This window comes from Acidobacteriota bacterium, from assembly GCA_016716715.1.
In the GTDB taxonomy this organism is placed as follows: Bacteria; Acidobacteriota; Thermoanaerobaculia; order UBA5066; family UBA5066; genus Fen-183.
This window is the reverse complement of record JADJVE010000006.1, coordinates 195310-211533: the sequence shown is the minus strand read 5'-3', so window position 1 is coordinate 211533 and position 16224 is coordinate 195310. Positions and strand designations below refer to the sequence as shown.

Sequence of the window (16224 nt, the reverse complement as noted above, 5' to 3'; positions counted from 1 at the left end):
GCGCCGTCCTCAGGCCAGCGCGGCCGCGAGATTCGCCGAGACGGGCGGCACGCGGACCTCGCCGGGGGCGGGACGCTCGAGGTCGACGACCTTGCCGTCCAGGAGGTGGATCTCGCGCGACGCCCGCGCCGCGCACTCGGGCGCGTGCGTCACCATGACGATCGTCGCCCCCTGAGCGTTGATCTTCTCGAGGAGGTCCATGACCTCGCGCGACATGAGCGTGTCGAGGTTCCCGGTCGGCTCGTCCGCGAGGATCAGGCGCGGGTCGCCCGCGAGGACGCGGGCGATGGCGACGCGCTGCTGCTGGCCGCCCGAGAGCTGCGAGGGGAGGTGGCGCAGGCGCGAGGAGAGCCCGACGAGCTCCACGGCCCGCGCGATGCGCTCCTTGCGCTCGGCGGCCGGCAGGCGCCGGTAGCGCAGCGGCACGTCGACGTTGTCGAAGACGTCGAGATCCGGAATGAGGTTGAAGCTCTGGAAGACGAAGCCGATCTTGTGGTTCCGGATGCGCGACATCTCGCGGTCCGTCAGCCGCGAGACGTCCTCGCCGTCGAGGTGGTACGTGCCGCCGTCGAACGTGTCGAGAAGACCCGCGATGTTCAGGAAGGTCGTCTTGCCCGAGCCCGAGCGCCCCATGAGCGCGACGAACTCCCCGGCCTTCACGTCGAGGGAGAAGTCGTGGAGCGCGTGCGTCTCGACGAGATCGGTGCGATAGACCTTCTGGATTCCGCGCATGGACAGCATGAGGTGAATCTCCTTCAACGCACGAGGACCGTGCGGGCGTTTGCGAACTCGGTCGTGTCGGACAGGACGACGCGCTCGCCGGCGTTGAGGCCGCGCACGACCTCCACCTCCGACACGCTGACGGCGCCGGTCTCGATCGTGCGGCGCGTCGCGACGCCGGACGCGTCGACAACCCACGCGGAGCGGCCCGCTCCGCTCTCGAGGAACGGGCCGCGGGGGAGCTTGAGGACTCCCGTCTTCGTCTCGAAGAGGAGGCGCACGGCGACGCGCTGGCTCTGGCGCAGGCCCGACGGGGCCGCCTCCGCGAAGACGACGGTCCCCTTCACCTGGCTGTCCTTCACCTCGGGGGAGATCGCGGTGATCCGGCCCTCGTATTCCTTCCCCTCGTACGCGATCTTCGCGGCCGTGCCGGGCACGAGATCAACGGCATAGTTCTCGGGCACGGTGATCTCGATCTCGTACGTCCCGAGGTTCACGACCGTGAGGACCGGCGCGCTCGCGGGCACGGAGTCGCGGTCCTGGACGGCGACCGAGGCGACGACGCCCTCGAACGGCGCGACGATCGCGAGCTCGGCGGCCTGGCGCGAGAGCTCGCCCGCGACGGCGGCCTGCCGCTTCTCGAGCGCTTCCTTGTCCCGGATGTCGAACTCCGCGGTCTCCCGGTCGAGGACGGCCGCGCCTCTCGCGTTGCGGAGCTCGTACTGGGCGATTTTGAGGTCGTCCTTCGCCTTCTCGTAGTCGGTCTTGTTGAGGAGGCCCTCCTTGAAGGTGCGCTCGGCGCGGTCCATCAGCCGCTCGGCCGCGCTGAGCTTCACCTCGAGGACGTCGATCTCCTGCGCGCTCTTCGCCGCGGACTGGCGGGCGACGATCTTCTGGCGGCCGAGGGCCGACTGCATCGAGAGGAGCGCGGAGCGCTCCTGCTGGAGGCGGCTCATGAGCTCTGGGCTCTCGACGCGCGCGAGGAGCTGGCCCTTCTTCACGGTCTCGCCGGCGCGGACCTTGAGCGCGACGATTCCGGCGGCCGGCGCGAAAGCGTGGGGTGGAGCGCGGCGACGATGCGCCCCTGCGCGGAGGCGTCGCGCACGAGGTCTCCGCGCTCGACCGTGCCGAGCCTCAGGGAGGCGAGCGCGACCGTGCGGTCCGCCTTGGACCAGCGGCGCGCCGCGGGCGCGAGGAGCGCGGCGAGAAGGAGCACGGCGGCGCCGGCGGCGAGGGCGATTTTCGCGGAGCGGGAGAGACCGCTCGTTCTTTCGACGGCCCGGTCCATCGGCGAGCTGCTCTCGATCATCGCGTCGGTGAGAGCAACCCCTCTGCCAGCACGCGGAGAGGGCAGGACCAACGGTTTACGCGGAGATCGGGCACGGGAGCGCGCCCGGGGCCCGACACGTGTCCGCTTTCGAGCGGACAGATGTCCGGGAGAACCTGGACGCCGGCCTCTTGGCCCTCCCTTCTTGGCCGCGCTCGCCTTCGTCGCCCCGTCGCCGCCCCCCCGCCCCCTTCCCCCCTCCCTATCCCCCCCCCATCAGACGATCGAGCCCCGCGCCCCAGTGCAGGCCGGCGCCGAGCGCGGTGAACGCGACGAGGCCGCCGGGCTTCATCATCCCCGCGAGCTTCGCCTCGTGGTACGCCATGGGCAGCGTCGCGGCGGTCGTGTTGCCGTACTTCTGGATGTTGTTGAAGACTTTCGTGTCGGGCAGCCCGAGGACCTTCTGAGCGGCCTCGTTGATGCGCAGGTTCGCCTGGTGCATGAGGAGGAGGCCGAGATCGGCGATCGTCTTGCCGTGGGCCGTCAGAAGGTCCTGCACCGCGGCGGGCATGAGGGTCGTCGCGAGGCGGAAGACCTGGCGCCCCTCCACGATCGGGACCGTTCCCTGGTTCTCGAACATCTCCGGCGTGAAGAACGGCCGCGACTTGCAGCCGCCGCCCGGCACGTAGAGCTTGTCGAAGTGCTCGCCGTCCGTGTACATGGCGAAGCCGAGAAAGCCCCGTCCGTCGCCCGACGTGTTCGCCTCGAGGACCATCGCGCCCGCGCCGTCGCCGAAGAGAACCCCGCGGTCGCGCATGCCCGTCGCGCGCTCGAACCAGAACGGGTCGCAGGGCCCGGGAGTTTTCCCGAGCATGACGTCCCACACGGACTCGGGCCACGGCATGAGGCCGCTGTGGACCTCCGACCCGACGAGGAGGACGCGGTCGTACATTCCGGACCGGATGAACGCGTCGGCCGTCTGGAGACCCGAAAGGAACCCCGCGCACTGCATGCGGATGTCGAGCGCGTGCGTCGTCTTGAGGCCGAGGCGTGTCCCGAGGAGCCCGCCGTTTCCGGGGAAGTAGTGGTCGGGCGTCATCGTCGCGAAAACGATGAGGTCGATGTCCGACGCGGCGAGGCCGGCGTCCGCGAGCGCGGCCTCGGCGGCCTTCGCGCCGATCTCGGCCGAGCCGACTCCGGCGGTCACGTACCGGCGCTCTTTGATGCCGGTGCGCGGGACGATCCATTCGTCCGTCGTGTCCATGATCCGGCCCAGCATCTCGTTCGTGACGACCTGCGGCGGGACGTACATCCCCGATCCCCGGATCACGGTCGTACGGTCTTTTTTTGGCGCAGGCGTCAGATTTTTCACGCGGCGGAGTCTACCGGAAGCCCCATCGTCCTAGAATGGCGTCCACGCACTCAACGAGGTGAAACGATGAAGCGACTCATCCCGGCGCTCTCCCTGCTCGCTCTCCTTGCGGCCCCGGCCTTCGCGCAGGGGAACAAGCCGCGCGTGGCCATCCTCGAGTTCAAGAACAAGGCGTCCCACTACACGTGGACGTGGTACGAGGCCGGACGCGGCGCGCAGGACATGCTCGTGACCGAGCTCGTCAAGTCCGGCAAGTACCGCGTGATCGAGCGCGAGCAGCTCGCCGCGATCATGCGGGAGAAGAACCTTTCGCTCTCGGGCGACATCGACCCGCGCACGGCCGTCCAGATCGGCAAAATGCTCGGCGTCGAGTACCTGATCGCGGGCGCCGTGACCGAGCTCGGCGTGACGGACCGCGGCGCGAACGTCCCCGGCGGACTGCTGCGCGGCCTGCCGTCCGTGAACGTCCGGTCGCAGAAGGCCGAGGCCGCGCTCGACGCGCGCGCCTTCTCGACCTCGACGGGCGAGATCGTCTGGGCGGACTCGGCGCGCGACGAAACTTCCGACGCGAGCGTGTACGTCATGGGCGCCGGCGGCGGCGCGTCGGACCACGGCAAGGTCGACAAGCTCATGCGTCCCGTCGTCCAGAAGCTCGCGGCGTCGTTCGCGAAGGCCGACATCAAGTCGTCCGGGATGGGCGGCAAGGGCGACGCCTCCGGTCTCGTCGGGAAGATCGCGAACGTGGACGGAGGCACGCTGTACCTCAACGCCGGCGCCGAGGGCGGCGTGAAGGAAGGCGACGAATTCACGGTCTACCGCGTCGGCAAGCAGATCAAGGACCCGGACACCGGTGAGGTCCTCGGCGCCGACGAGACGAAGGTCGGGAAGATCCGGGTCACGGCCGTGAAGGGCCCGCGCCTCTCGACGGCCACGGCCGTCTCCGGCGGCGGCTTCAAGGCCGGGGACACCGTCAAGAACTAGCGTCCGGAGATTTCCCGGGCTTCCTGCACGCGGGGCGAGCGGGGAGCCCGGGCCTGCGCCTTGTCGAGCTCGCTCCGGAGCTCGCCGCGCGCGTCCCCGAAGGCGAGTCCCATCACCCACTCGGCGTCCGGGCCGGGGTTCGGGCCCATCGCGTGGACCTCGTCGGCGACGAAGCGCATCACGCGCGTGTCGGCAGCGGGGCCGGGGTCCCGAAGCGCCAGCGTGAGGAGCTGCCAGGCCTCGGCGTTGCGACCGTCCGCGTAGGCGACGCCCGCGCGGGCATAGGCATCGAGGAACCGCACCTCGGCCGTCGGCCGCCGCGCGAGGACCTGGCGCGCGGCACCCATCGCGTTGACGAAGTCTTCGCGCTTGAGGCGGGCGCGCCCGTGCGTGTCGAGCGCCTCCCACGCCGTGGAGAGCTGCGTGTCGCCCGAGAAGCCGGCGCCGGAGAGGAGGGGAGGGAAAGCGGTCTGCTTCGGACGCGCGGGGGCGGCGTCGGGGCGCGTCGTGTCGCCGGCGTTGCCGCGGGAGGCGACGCGGGGGACCGGGGGCTTTTCGGATTCGGATTTTTCCTTGAAAGGTGTGTGGGGCGTCGGCTCGACCGCCGCTGAAGCGGTGCTGGGGGCGGAGGGTTCGGACGTTGCGGGCGCCGCGGCGCTGCTCGCAGCGGGAGGCGTGGCCGGAGCCTCTTTCACACTCGAAGAAATCTCGGGCGTTGGAATTGCCGGAGCGCCGCCCGAAGCGGGCGGGGCCCCCGTTCCGCGCAGCAGCAGCCATGCCCCTCCGGCTGCGCTCAGGAGGAGAATCGCTGCGAGCGCCCATTTCGTCCGGTGGGTCGGGTCGGCGCCCGGAACCGGCACGGACGCGGGGGCCGCGAGCGGCGGCGCTCCGAAGTCCTTCGAGACGACGGTTCGGAGCTGCGACTCGCCGCCGCCAGCCGAGGGTTGCGGGACCGTGACCGCGGAGGTTGGAACGCCGAGCGCGTCGCCGAGCGCACGCACGAACGCGCCGCAGGAGGCGTAGCGCTCCTCGGCCTTCTTCGCGAGCGCCTTCGCGAGGACGGCGTCCGCCGCGGCCGGGCTGCCGGGAAGGACGGTCGAGAGCGGCGGCGGTGGCGCCGTCACCTGCTGGTGCAGGACGGCGAGTGGCGAGTCGGCGATGAAGGGCACGCGGCCCGAGAGCAGCTCGAACGCGACGACGGCGAGAGCGTATTCGTCGGCGCGTCCGTCCAGCGCGCCGCCCGTCGCCTGCTCGGGCGCCATGTAGAGCGGCGTCCCCATGACGGTGCCCGTCGCGGTGAGGCCGGACGTCGCGTCCGAGCTGCGCGCGAGACCGAAGTCCGCGAGGAGCGGGCGGTTCTGCGAGTCCATGAGGACGTTCGCGGGCTTGATGTCGCGGTGGAGGATGCCCTTGGCGTGCGCGTGGTCCAGCGCGCTCGCGATCGCGGCCAGCCACGAGACGGCGAGGGGCGGCGGGACGGGGCCCGCGATGCGGCCCTTGAGCGAGCCGCCCGCGACGAGCGGCATGACGAGGTACGAAACGTCCTCGCCGTCCACGGTCGAAGAGCCGTAGTCGTAGACGGGGAGGACGTTCGGGTGCTCGAGGCCCGCGACGAGGCGCGCCTCGCGCAGGAAGCGCTCGCGAAACGTCGGGTCCTGCGCGACGGGCCCGAGGATCACTTTGACGGCGACCGTGCGCTTCAGCGTCTCGTCTTCGGCCTTCCAGACCTCGGACATCCCGCCCGTGCCGGCGCGCTCGAGCATCCGGTAGCGGCCGAGGACCGTTCCCTTCGTGATCGGCATCAGCCCGCCGCTGCGGCGTCGGCTTCCGTCGCGTGGTAGAGCACGACCGAGCCGGGGCCCGCCTTCACGGCCTCGCCGAGCGCGTCCTCGGCGCGGCCGAGGAGCGTCGCGGTGTCGAACGCGTCGTCCGGGTAGACCGAGATCCCGGCCGAGAGCGCGAGGGCGACGCCCGACTGCGCGAGGCGCTCGTCGATGCCGTTCTCGAAGTTCTTCTGGATCGAGCGCATCGCGCGGTGCGCCTGCACCTTGCCGGCCTCGAAGATCAGGATGTAGAAGCGGTCGTCGCGGTCGCGCGCGACGAAGTTGACGGCGCGCGTGGAACGGACGAGCTTGGCGGCGAGCTTCGGGAGCAGCGAGTCGCCGTATTCGGCGCCGAGGCGGACGACGGACTCCTTGAGGCCGTCCATCCGGATGTGCGCGACCGCGACGGCCTGGCCGTTGCGCTCGGCGCGCCGCACCTCGGACTCGAGGCGCTTGCCGAGCGACGAGCGGTTGTACAGGCCCGACTGGCTGTCGCGCTCCGTCTGCTGTTCGATCAGGCGCATGAGGCGGGCGTTGTGGAGCGCGACGGCGGCGGAGTCCGCGAGGAGCTCGAGGCGCTCCTTGAGATCGACCGGCCAGTCGTCGGCGCCGCGTCGTGCGGCGACGGAGAGCACGCCGATGAGCTCGTCGTGGTACGTGAGCGGCACGGCGGCGGCGCGGATGAGCGGCGCCGCGCCGCCCCCCGCGTTCCCCGGGAAGAACGACGCGCCCTCGGCGGGGCTCGCGACCGCGAGCGTCTTGTCGAGGAACGTCCGCACGATCGGGTGGGCGGAATTGTCGAACGGCACGGTGCGCGCGAGCTCGTCGCCGACGTCGGCGCCCCAGCGCGCAACGATCTTCACGGACTTGGACGCGGGTTCCGCGTCCCAGAACTGCGCCGCGTCGGCCTTCAGGAGAGCGACGGCCTGCTCGCAGAGCGTCTGCTTGATCCGTTCGACGTCGAACGTCGTCGAGAGCGAGCGGCCGACCTCGCGCAGCCGGTCGAGGAACCGGTACGACTCGCGCTCCTGCTGGAGGAGACGCACGGAGGCGATCGCGAGGGAGACCTCGACGCCGAGCGCCTCGAAGGAGGGAAGGAGGTCGAGCGAGAGGCCCTGGGGGCTGGCGCCGGCGACCGCGCACAGCAGTCCGACGGGCGCGCCGCGAAACGCGAGCGGCACGGCGAGGAGCCCGAGCGGCTGGGGCAGCGCCGCCACCGCCGGCCCGGACGGAAGCAGCGCCTCGCCGTGCTTGTCGGCGGAGGCGTTGCCGTAGAAGGCGTGCGAGCCCTCGGTCGAAAGGTGGGCGATGAGCGCATCGGGAATTGTGAGGTCCGTCGCCCCGCCCGCCTTCACGTACACGGCCTCGGCGCCGGGCAGCTCGCCCGAGGCGATCAGCTTCACGGCGCAGATGTCGAGGTCGAACTGGGGCCCGAGCTCGGCGACCGTCCGGCTCACGATCGCCCCGACCTCGGTGAGGCCCGAGAGCGCGGCGTGGAGGCGCCCGACGAACGCGACGCGGTCGTTGTTGCGGCGCTCGCCATCGAGGAGGCGGGCCTTCTCGAGAGCGCCGGCCGCGAGCTTCGCGAGCTCCTGCGCCAGGCGGAGCTCCTGTGGCGTGAGCGCGAACCCGCCGCGGCGCGACATCGTGAGGAATCCGAAAACGTGCGCGCCCGCGTGGAGGGGAACCGCCATGCGCCGCCGCCGCACGGGCTGCGTGCCGGGCTCGTCCTCGAAAGCCGGGCCGTGGGCCGCGAGGCAGCGGGAGAGAAGCTCGTCCGAAGCGATCGGCGCCCGGCCCGTGCGCGGACGCTCCCCGCTCAGGGGGGCGCCGTGCGTGAGGATCTCGGTGATCTCCTTGGACTCCGGCTGGAATCGGAACGCGCTCACGCGGTCGAACTCGAGCTCGCGCGAGAGCGACGCCACCGTGAGGCGGATGACCTCGTCCGGATTCAGGGAGAGGAATGCTCCCGAGGCGAGCTCGAAGAGGGCGACGGCCTCCTCACGGCGCTTCATGAGCGTCCCGAGCGTGCGATCCCGCTCGAGGACGTGGCCGATCGTCCGCGCGAACTCCCGCGCGGCCTCCTCGGCCTCGGCGTCCGTTCCGGCGATCGTCTCGAGCACGACTCCGAAGACGGCCTGCGTCTGGTCCTTCACCTTCACGGGGGCGCCGAAGAAGGAGAGTCCGCCTTCGGACGCCTTCTTGGCGCGGCCCTGGGCGAGGACCTCGGAAAGGTGCTGGTTGAGCCGCGTCTCGGCGGCGGCGGCCACGCTGGAACGTCCCGAACGCGTCATCGGCGGGACGCCCGCGCCGGGCAGGAGCGCGACGACCGGCGCGTCGAAGAAGTGCAGGGCCGCGTTCAGGATCCCGCCGAGCGCCTCGTCGAGGAGCAAGCCCTCCTTGAGCGCTCCTTCGAACGCCTTCAGGAGTGGGAGGCCGGGAAAGCGGGCGGGCGGCATGGCGGCGAACGGCCATAATACCGCCTCCCCGGAGGTGCCCATGCCGCGCGCAAATGCGAATCCCGGCGCTCTCGAGGCGCCCGCCGCCGCGACCGAGTCCGCGTCCACGAACGGCCTCGCCGAATCGCTGGCCGCGATCCTCCCCGCGCTCGAACGCTTCGCCCGTTTCGAGGGGCCGGACGGCGCCGCGAACCGCACGGCGTGGCGCCGCGCGCTGGACGGCCCGCTGCCCGAGGAGGGCGAGGGGCGCGAGGCGGTTCTGGCGGCCCTGCGCGACGTCGTGATTCCGAACGGCCTCCGAATCGGAGCGCCGGGGTTCACGGGGTGGGTCACGACCTCGCCGACGACGGTGCCCGCCGTCGCCCAGCTCGCGGGCTCGATCACGGCGGCGCAGCGCTGGTGGGCGACGCCCGGCAACTTCCTCGAGGTCCTCGCGCTGCGCTGGGTCGGGAGCCTGGTCGGCCTGCCGGAGACGTTCGAGGGCTCGTTCACGAGCGGCGGCGCGACCGCGAACCTCCTTGGCCTCGCCGCGGCGCGCCAGCACGCCGGCGAGCGCCTCGGCGTCGACGTCGGGCTCGAAGGCCTCGCGGCTCTGCCGTCGCCGAGGGTCTACGCCTCCACCGAGGTCCACCACGTCGTCCACCGCGCCTGCGGCGTCCTCGGCCTCGGCCGCAAGGCGCTGCGCCTCGTCCCCATGGACGCGGCGCGGCGCCCGGACCTCGGCGCGCTGGAGCGGCTGATCGACGAGGACGTCCGCGCGGGCGCGACGCCGGTCGCCGTGGTCGCGTCCGCGGGCGACGTCAACACGGGCGTCGTCGAGCCGGTCGACGCGATGCGCGCGATCGCGCACGCGCGCGGCGTCTGGCTGCACGTGGACGGGGCGTACGGGGGCTTCGGCGTCCTCGACCCGCGCGTCGCCCCGCTCTACGGCGATCTGACGAAGATCGACTCGTTCGCCGTCGACCCTCACAAGTGGATGGCGGCGCCCGTCGGCTGCGGCGCGGCCTTCGTGCGCGACGGCGGTTTCCTGGCGCGCGCTCTCACGCTCGAGCCCGCGGCGTACGTCGAGATGGCCCCGACGGACACGGGCGACCTCGGCTCGCCGTTCGACCAGCGCGGCGAGGGGAATCCCGACTACTCGCTCGACCACTCCGCGCCGCCGCGCGGCCTCGCCGTGTGGGCGCTCCTCAAGGAGATCGGGGCGAAGGGGATGCGCGAGCGCGTCGTGCGCCACCACGACTGCGCGCGGCGCGTGGCCGAGCGGGTCCGGGCGCACCCCGCGCTCGAGCTCCTCGCCGAGCCCGTGCTCTCGATCTGCTGCTTCCGCGTGAAGCCCGCGGGCATGACGGACGAGGCCGCTCTCGAGGCGCTGAACGAGAAGGTCCTCCTCGCCGTCCGGGCGAAGGGACGCGCGGTCCCGTCGCACACGCGGGTGGACGGCCGCTTCGCGCTCCGCCCCTGCTTCATCAACCCTCGCCAGGGCCTCGCGGAGGCGGATCTGACGGTGGACGAGGTGCTTCTCGCGGCGAAGGAGCTGGGCGCGATCGGCTGATCGCGCTACGGGCGGATGCGCCGCTGCGCCGGAAACGCGGGCGCGGGCGACGCCGGCTCGTGCGGATTGCCGCAAAGGTTGTGGATGAAGAGCGGCGGAAGGCCAGGAACGCCCGAGAGGACGAGGTCGGGCCGGCCGTCGCCGTCGAGGTCCGCCGCGGTGAGAACGGCGGTCTCGCGGTTCACGTTTCCCGGAACGTTGAAGAACGCGGGTGGACCGAACGCGCCGGTGCCGTCTCCGAGCTGGACGACGAGCCCCGTCGGCGCGCCGTAGAGGGAGCCCTGGATCGCGGCGAGGTCCGTGTGGCCGTCGCCGTCGAAGTCGGCGAGCACCGGGCTCCAGAGCGAGGTCGCCGGCTGCCGGAGCTGGACGGCGCCGCCGGTCCGCGCGAGGAACGTCCGGATGCCGTCCGGGCACCCGCCGACGTAGCGGTTGACGGTGATGGCGTCGGGGTGTCCGTCACCGTCGACGTCGCCGATCGCGAGGTCGAAGGGGCACTGGTTGCCTCCGCCGTCGGGGCCGACGGTTTCGAGGAAAATTCCTGCGGGCCCGAGCGTGTACGTCGAGAAGACGTCGTACGCGAATCCGCCCGAGCCGTCGACGAGAAGCTCCGACCGCCCGTCCGCGTCGACGTCCAGCGCGTCGAGCCTCGACACGGCGGACGCGGTCGTGCGGAGCACGTAGGGCGCCGCGAAGCCGCCGCGTCCGTCGCCCCGGTACAGCCAGACGTCGGACCCGCCGGCGGAGGCGGCGAGGTCGAGCTTGCCGTCGCCGTCGAAGTCGGCGGCGACCGGATCGGACAAGGCGGACGACGCATGGAAAGGCGACACGGCCCGGAATCCCGCGAGTCCGTCGCCCGTGAGAAAGGTGACGGTGGAAGCCGGGCCGCTGGTCTGGATGGCGACGATGTCGAGGATCCCGTCGCCGTCGAAGTCTCCGACCGCGACGCTTCCGGCCGAGAGCGGAGTCCCGAAGACGAAGGAGCCTCCGGAGTTGTGCGCGAGGTGGATCTCGCCGTTCGTCTGGAGGAGGAGGTCGGGTCGTCCGTCCCGGTCGAAATCCCAGGCGCCGAGGACCGTCGCTCCTGCTGGGCCGACGCCGGACGCGACGCGGAATGTGGGCGGACAGACCTGCGCGGCGGCGCGTTCCGCGAGGGAGCACAGGGCGGAGGCGAGGAGGGCCGCGGACAGGATCGTCCGCCGGCGGCCGAGCGTGGACATCTCTTCTGGAAATGTCCCCGCGCCGGCGCCCCTAACGCGGAGACTGGTTCGCCGCCGCCCTCCGCCCGGTCGCCCAGAGGATCTGGGCGACCATGGCGAGCATCCCGACGTCGCGGATGACGACCCAGCGCATGTCCGTGATGCGTTCGGCGACCGTCTTGCCGGCTGTGGCGACGTCGAAGCAGCCGCAGTCGATCGCGTTGCCGCGCGCGAGGTTGAAGGAGATGGCCGCGATGAAGACGAGGAGCAGCGCGCCGATCAGCGCGGCCGACGTCCGCGTCCAGATTCCCAGGATGAGCGCGATTCCCGCGAGGAGCTCGAACCACGGCATGACGAGCGCCATGAGGTTCACGAGCGCGCCCGGGACGATCCGGTAGTTGTAGATCATGTGGGCGAAGGAGGGCGGGTCGACGACCTTCGGCAGCGCCGCCGCGACGAAGAAGACGCCGAGCGCGATCTGGACGCGCACGGTTAGCCAGGGCGACGCGAGCCGCTCGGTCAGCGTCACGGCGCCGGCTCCGGGCCCGTTGCGCTTTTTCCGCCGCGCTTGACCCAGTCGGGCCAGCCGTCCCTGTAGACGAGGAGGTTGTTGAACCCGCCGCCGTAGATCCGTGTGGCGAGCATGTGCGAGTCCTCGCAGTCGCCGCCCGAGCAGTAAATGACGACGGGGATCGCGCCGTCGCGCCCCTCGTTCACGAGCGCGGTGATCTTCGCGTCGGCGTCGCCCTCCCAGGGCGAGATGTTTCGGGCGCCCGCGACGTGGCCCTGCTCGTAGTCCTTCTTCCGCCGCGCGTCCACGACGAGGACGCCGCGGGCAACGAGCCAGGCGGCGTCGTCGCCGGAGATCTCGACGTACGGCTTGTCGGGGTGGGCGGGGAAGCGGGAGAGAGAAGATTCTTCGAGTGGTAATTTGGTTGCGGCAGGGGCGGCCGGCGTGGCCTTCGGGATGGCGGCGGTCGCGCGGGCGGCCGGAGCGGGGACCCCACCCCCATTCACCTTCAAAGGAACTTCGGACGGCGCCTGCGCGCCAGAGTCGACCGGCGCTGCGACGGGGGTCGGTTCCGCCTTCATCTCCGGCACCTTCAATGCGTTCGGGTAGGTGCCGACGAGGGGCAGCTTGCGTTCGGTGCGGGCGAGGGCGTTCGCGACGAGGGCACAGAGGGCGGCGGCGGCGACCAGAGTCGCGGCCTCGCCAAGGTGGCGCTTGATAGTCACGTTTGCATCATATGCAAGCCGATGGCCGCGAATGGAGAATCGCCGATGGTCCGCAGGCCGGACTCCGGAAGGAACGTATGGCAGAAAAGAACACGATCTCCATCACCGACAACCGCACCGGCAAAAGCTACGAAGTGCCCGTCGAGAACGACACGATCCGCGCCCTGGACCTCCGCAAGATCAAGGTGAAGGACGACGACTTCGGCCTCATGACGTACGACCCGGCCTTCACGAACACGGCGTCGTGCAAGTCGGCCATCACGTACATCGACGGGGACAAGGGCATCCTCGAGTACCGGGGCTACCCGATCGAGCAGCTCGCGCAGAAGTCGACCTTCCTCGAGGTCGCCTACCTCCTGCTCAAGGGCGAGCTTCCGACCGCCGCCGAGCTCAAGGAATTCACGCACCACGTCTCGATCCACACGTACCTTCACGAGAACCTGAAAAAGCTCATGGAAGGGTTCCGGCACGACGCCCACCCGATGGGGATGCTGCTCTCGATGGTCGGCGCCCTCTCGACCTTCTACCCGGAGTCCAAGAAGATCTTCGACAAGAAGAACCGCGAGCACGACATCACGCGCCTCATCGCGAAGATGCCCACGATCGCGGCGTTCGCGTACCGCCACTCGATCGGCTTCCCGTACGTCTACCCGGACAACGACCTCTCGTACACGGGCAACTTCCTCTCGATGATGAAGAAGATGGCCGAGCCCACCTACAAGGTGAACCCGGTCCTCGAGAAGGCGCTCGACGTCCTCTTCATCCTCCACGCGGACCACGAGCAGAACTGCTCGACGAACGCGATGCGCTCCGTCGGCTCCGCCCAGACGGACCCGTACTCCAGCGTCGCGGCCGCGACGGCCGCCCTCTACGGCCCGCTCCACGGCGGCGCCAACGAGGCGGTCCTCAAGATGCTGCACGAGCTCGGCGACATCAAGAACGTCCCCGCGTTCGTGAAGGACGTCAAGGAAGGGCACGGGGAAAAGCGCCTCATGGGCTTCGGCCACCGCGTCTACAAGAACTACGACCCGCGCGCCAAGGTCATCAAGAAGCTCGCCGAAGAGGTCTTCGAGGTCACGGGCAAGAACCCGCTCCTCGATATCGCGCTCGAGCTAGAGCGCATCGCGCTGCAGGACGACTACTTCGTCAAGCGCAAGCTCTACCCGAACGTCGACTTCTACTCGGGCCTCATCTACGAGGCGATGGGCTTCCACACGGACTTCTTCACGGTCCTCTTCGCGATTCCGCGCACGGCGGGCTGGCTCGCGCAGTGGCAGGAGCTCGTGGACGACCCGGAACAGAAGATCGCGCGGCCCCGCCAGATCTTCACGGGTCCGGCGCGCCGCGACTACAAGCCGATGGACAAGCGCTGAGTTAGACGGATCAACGGGCGGCTGGAGCGGCGGGGCACGGGCACCCGCCGCTCCGAGCCGCGCCCTCCCGCGCGGCGTCGGCGGCGGTGACGGGCAGCCGGAAGACGTTCTGGAGCACGGCGAGCCCGAGGAACGAGATCCCCATCGCGAGCAGCGGCGCGGCCGCCCAGCCCAGGAGGATCTGCGCGAGCGGGCGCGGTTTCACGGGGCTGCCCCTCACGAGCGAGATCCCGAGGATCGCCCCGACGACGGCCTGCGAGCTCGACACCGGGACGAGCGGCAGCGCGGGGAGGCCGGCGGAGCGCAGCACCCGCTCCAGGTGCGGCGACGCGAAGAGGAACAGGACGATGGAAGCCGCGAGGACGACGATGAGCGCCGCCAGCGGAGACAGCGCCGTGAGAGAGGTTCCCACCCGCCGCATGACGCGGTGCGAGTACGTGTAGATCCCGGCCGCGATCGCGAGCCCCCCGAGGAAGAAGAGCATCTGGACGCTCGACGCGCGGAAGGGACCGAGCACGGTCGTCGCCGGGAACGGCGAGACGCGCACGAAGACGCCCATCACGTTCGCGATGTTGTTCTGCCCGAGGCTGAAGGCACCGAACGCCCCGACGGCGAGGAGCCCCGCCCGGGTCCACGCGTCCACCTCGAGGAGGTGGATCTTCACGCGCGGGAACCCGGCGCGCGCCGCGAGGAAAAGTGCGGCCGCGACGGAGGCCGAGAGGAGCGGACACAGGATCCATGACGAGAGGATCTGGAGCAGCGCTTTCGCGTCGGTCGGCTGCCCCGTGAAGAGGTTCCAGCCGACGATCGCGCCGACGATCGCCTGCGAGGTCGAGACCGGCAGCCCGATCCGCTGCAGGAGCAGGAAGACGGAGAGCGCGGCGGCAAACGCGACCGCGAACGCGGCGGGCAGCGTGTCCACGGCGCCGAGGCGACCGAGCGTCCCCGCCGCGCCGGAGCCTCCCGCGACCGCGCCGAGGACGACGAATACGCTCGCGACGAACGCCGCCGTCGCGAAGCGGACCATTTTCGTGCCGACGGCGGTGCCGAAGAGGTTCGCGGCGTCGTTGGCGCCGAGGCTCCAGCCGAGGAAGAGCCCGCTCGAAAGGAAGAGCCAGCTCAACGGGCGGGAGTTTCCGGGGCGGGGACGGGCGCAGCCGAGATCGAGGCCGCGGGGCGCCTCACGGGCGTCGCGCTGACGGGCATCTCGAAGACGTTCTGGAGGACGAAGAGCCCCACGAGCGAGATCACGAGAGCCGCGAGGGGCGCAGCGATCCAGCCGGCCACGATCTCGCCCAGCGCGTTCAGGCGGATGCCGCTCTTGCGCACGAGGGAGATCCCAAGGATCGCGCCGACGACCGCCTGCGTCGCGGAGACGGGCACGAGGGGCCAGCCCGGCAGGCCGGCGGCCCTCAGGAGCGTCTGCAGCTCCTGCGAGCCGAAGAGGAACAGGACGAGGCCGGCCGAGAGGACGACGATGAGGGCCGCGAGCGGCGACAGCGACGTGAGGCCCGAGCCGACGCGCTTCATGATCCGTTCGGAGTACGTGTAGATCCCGGTCGCGATCGAAAGGCCGCCGAGCAGGAACAGCGTCTGGACGCTCGTGATCTGCAGCGGGCCGAGAGAGACCGTTTCCGGGAACGGCGAGACGCGGACGAAGACGCCCATCACGTTCGCGATGTCGTTCACGCCGAGGCCGTATGCGCCGAAGGCGCCCACGGCGAGGAGGCTCGCGCGCGTGAAGGCGTCCTCCTTCAGGAGGTGCACCTTCAGCCGCGCCGTCGCGGCGCGCAGGGCGATGAAGAGAACGGCTGCGATCGCCCCGGCGACGAGGGGGCTGACGAGCCAGGACGACAGGAGCTGTCCGAGCGTCTTCATGTCCGTCGGCCGGCCCGTGAAGATGTTCCATCCGAGGATCGCGCCGACGATCGCCTGCGTGATCGAAACCGGGAGGCCCGTCCGCGTCAGGAGGAGGGCGACCGCGAGGCCGGCGGCGAGGGCGACGCCGAAGGCCCCGGCCGGGGCGTCGATGGCACCGAGGCGGCCGAGCGTCTTCGTCGTGCCGGCGCCGCCCGAGACCGCGCCGAGGATCACGAACAAGCTCGCGACGAGCGCGGCCGTGCGGAACTTGATCATCCGCGTCCCGACGGCGGTGCCGAAGAGGTTCGCGGCGTCGTTGGCGCCGAGCGTCCAGCCCAGGAAGAGCCCGCTCGAGAGGAAGAGCCACTTCACGGCAGCAGCG

13 protein-coding genes and 1 pseudogene are annotated in these 16224 nt (G+C 71.0%); 3 read left to right on the top strand and 11 right to left on the bottom strand.

Going from position 1 to position 16224, the window contains the following annotated elements:
- Positions 1–9: 9 nt before the first annotated feature.
- The 4 genes from IPL89_11530 to IPL89_11515 form a co-directional block, all read right to left on the bottom strand.
- Entirely contained in the window at positions 10–741 is a 732-nt protein-coding gene (locus IPL89_11530; GenBank protein ID MBK9063809.1) for an ABC transporter ATP-binding protein, read from the bottom strand.
- Positions 742–755: 14 nt separating this feature from the next.
- Positions 756–1721, bottom strand: coding sequence for an HlyD family efflux transporter periplasmic adaptor subunit (locus IPL89_11525; GenBank protein MBK9063808.1), 966 nt, complete (start codon positions 1719–1721; stop codon positions 756–758).
- Positions 1718–2029, bottom strand: a complete 312-nt coding sequence (locus tag IPL89_11520) for a hypothetical protein (protein ID MBK9063807.1) — start codon at positions 2027–2029, stop codon at positions 1718–1720. The genes IPL89_11525 and IPL89_11520 overlap by 4 nt, the downstream gene beginning before the upstream one ends.
- Positions 2030–2249: 220 nt before the next feature.
- Complete coding sequence (locus tag IPL89_11515) at positions 2250–3317, bottom strand: 3-oxoacyl-ACP synthase (GenBank protein MBK9063806.1); 1068 nt, start codon at positions 3315–3317, stop codon at positions 2250–2252.
- 108 nt (positions 3318–3425) lie between these two features.
- Between IPL89_11515 and IPL89_11510 the strand changes: the two genes are divergently transcribed.
- Positions 3426–4340: a hypothetical protein gene (locus tag IPL89_11510; GenBank protein MBK9063805.1), complete on the top strand. Its 915-nt coding sequence runs from the start codon at positions 3426–3428 to the stop codon at positions 4338–4340.
- Here the strand turns inward: IPL89_11510 and IPL89_11505 are convergent.
- Positions 4337–6142 carry a protein kinase gene (locus IPL89_11505; protein MBK9063804.1) on the bottom strand — a complete coding sequence of 602 codons (1806 nt, stop codon included), beginning with the start codon at positions 6140–6142 and terminating at the stop codon, positions 4337–4339. The two genes, IPL89_11510 and IPL89_11505, sit on opposite strands and share 4 nt — an antisense overlap.
- Positions 6142–8622, bottom strand: a complete 2481-nt coding sequence (locus tag IPL89_11500) for a diguanylate cyclase (GenBank protein ID MBK9063803.1) — start codon at positions 8620–8622, stop codon at positions 6142–6144. The genes IPL89_11505 and IPL89_11500 overlap by 1 nt, the downstream gene beginning before the upstream one ends.
- A 40-nt stretch (positions 8623–8662) precedes the next feature.
- On the opposite strand from IPL89_11500, the gene IPL89_11495 reads away from it, so the two are divergent.
- Positions 8663–10174: an aspartate aminotransferase family protein gene (locus IPL89_11495; protein MBK9063802.1), complete on the top strand. Its 1512-nt coding sequence runs from the start codon at positions 8663–8665 to the stop codon at positions 10172–10174.
- A gap of 5 nt (positions 10175–10179) precedes the next feature.
- Here IPL89_11495 and IPL89_11490 read toward each other — a convergent pair whose 3' ends face one another.
- Genes IPL89_11490 through IPL89_11480 form a run of 3 tightly spaced genes read right to left on the bottom strand, consistent with a single transcriptional unit; the run spans position 10180 to position 12609 of the window.
- Positions 10180–11394 carry a VCBS repeat-containing protein gene (locus IPL89_11490; protein MBK9063801.1) on the bottom strand — a complete coding sequence of 405 codons (1215 nt, stop codon included), beginning with the start codon at positions 11392–11394 and terminating at the stop codon, positions 10180–10182.
- Between the two features lie 31 nt (positions 11395–11425).
- Entirely contained in the window at positions 11426–11902 is a 477-nt protein-coding gene (locus tag IPL89_11485; GenBank protein ID MBK9063800.1) for a DoxX family membrane protein, read from the bottom strand.
- A complete protein-coding gene (locus tag IPL89_11480; GenBank protein MBK9063799.1) occupies positions 11899–12609 on the bottom strand; it encodes a rhodanese-like domain-containing protein in 711 nt (236 codons plus the stop codon). Before IPL89_11480 ends, IPL89_11485 begins: the two co-directional genes overlap by 4 nt.
- A gap of 77 nt (positions 12610–12686) precedes the next feature.
- On the opposite strand from IPL89_11480, the gene IPL89_11475 reads away from it, so the two are divergent.
- Positions 12687–13982: a citrate synthase gene (locus IPL89_11475; GenBank protein MBK9063798.1), complete on the top strand. Its 1296-nt coding sequence runs from the start codon at positions 12687–12689 to the stop codon at positions 13980–13982.
- 10 nt (positions 13983–13992) lie between these two features.
- Here the strand turns inward: IPL89_11475 and IPL89_11470 are convergent, their stop codons facing one another.
- Positions 13993–15105, bottom strand: a complete 1113-nt coding sequence (locus IPL89_11470) for an inorganic phosphate transporter (GenBank protein MBK9063797.1) — start codon at positions 15103–15105, stop codon at positions 13993–13995.
- Positions 15102–16205 (bottom strand): annotated as a pseudogene (locus IPL89_11465) (inorganic phosphate transporter). The gene IPL89_11470 and the pseudogene IPL89_11465 overlap by 4 nt, the downstream one beginning before the upstream one ends.
- Between the last annotated feature and the right edge of the window lie 19 nt (positions 16206–16224).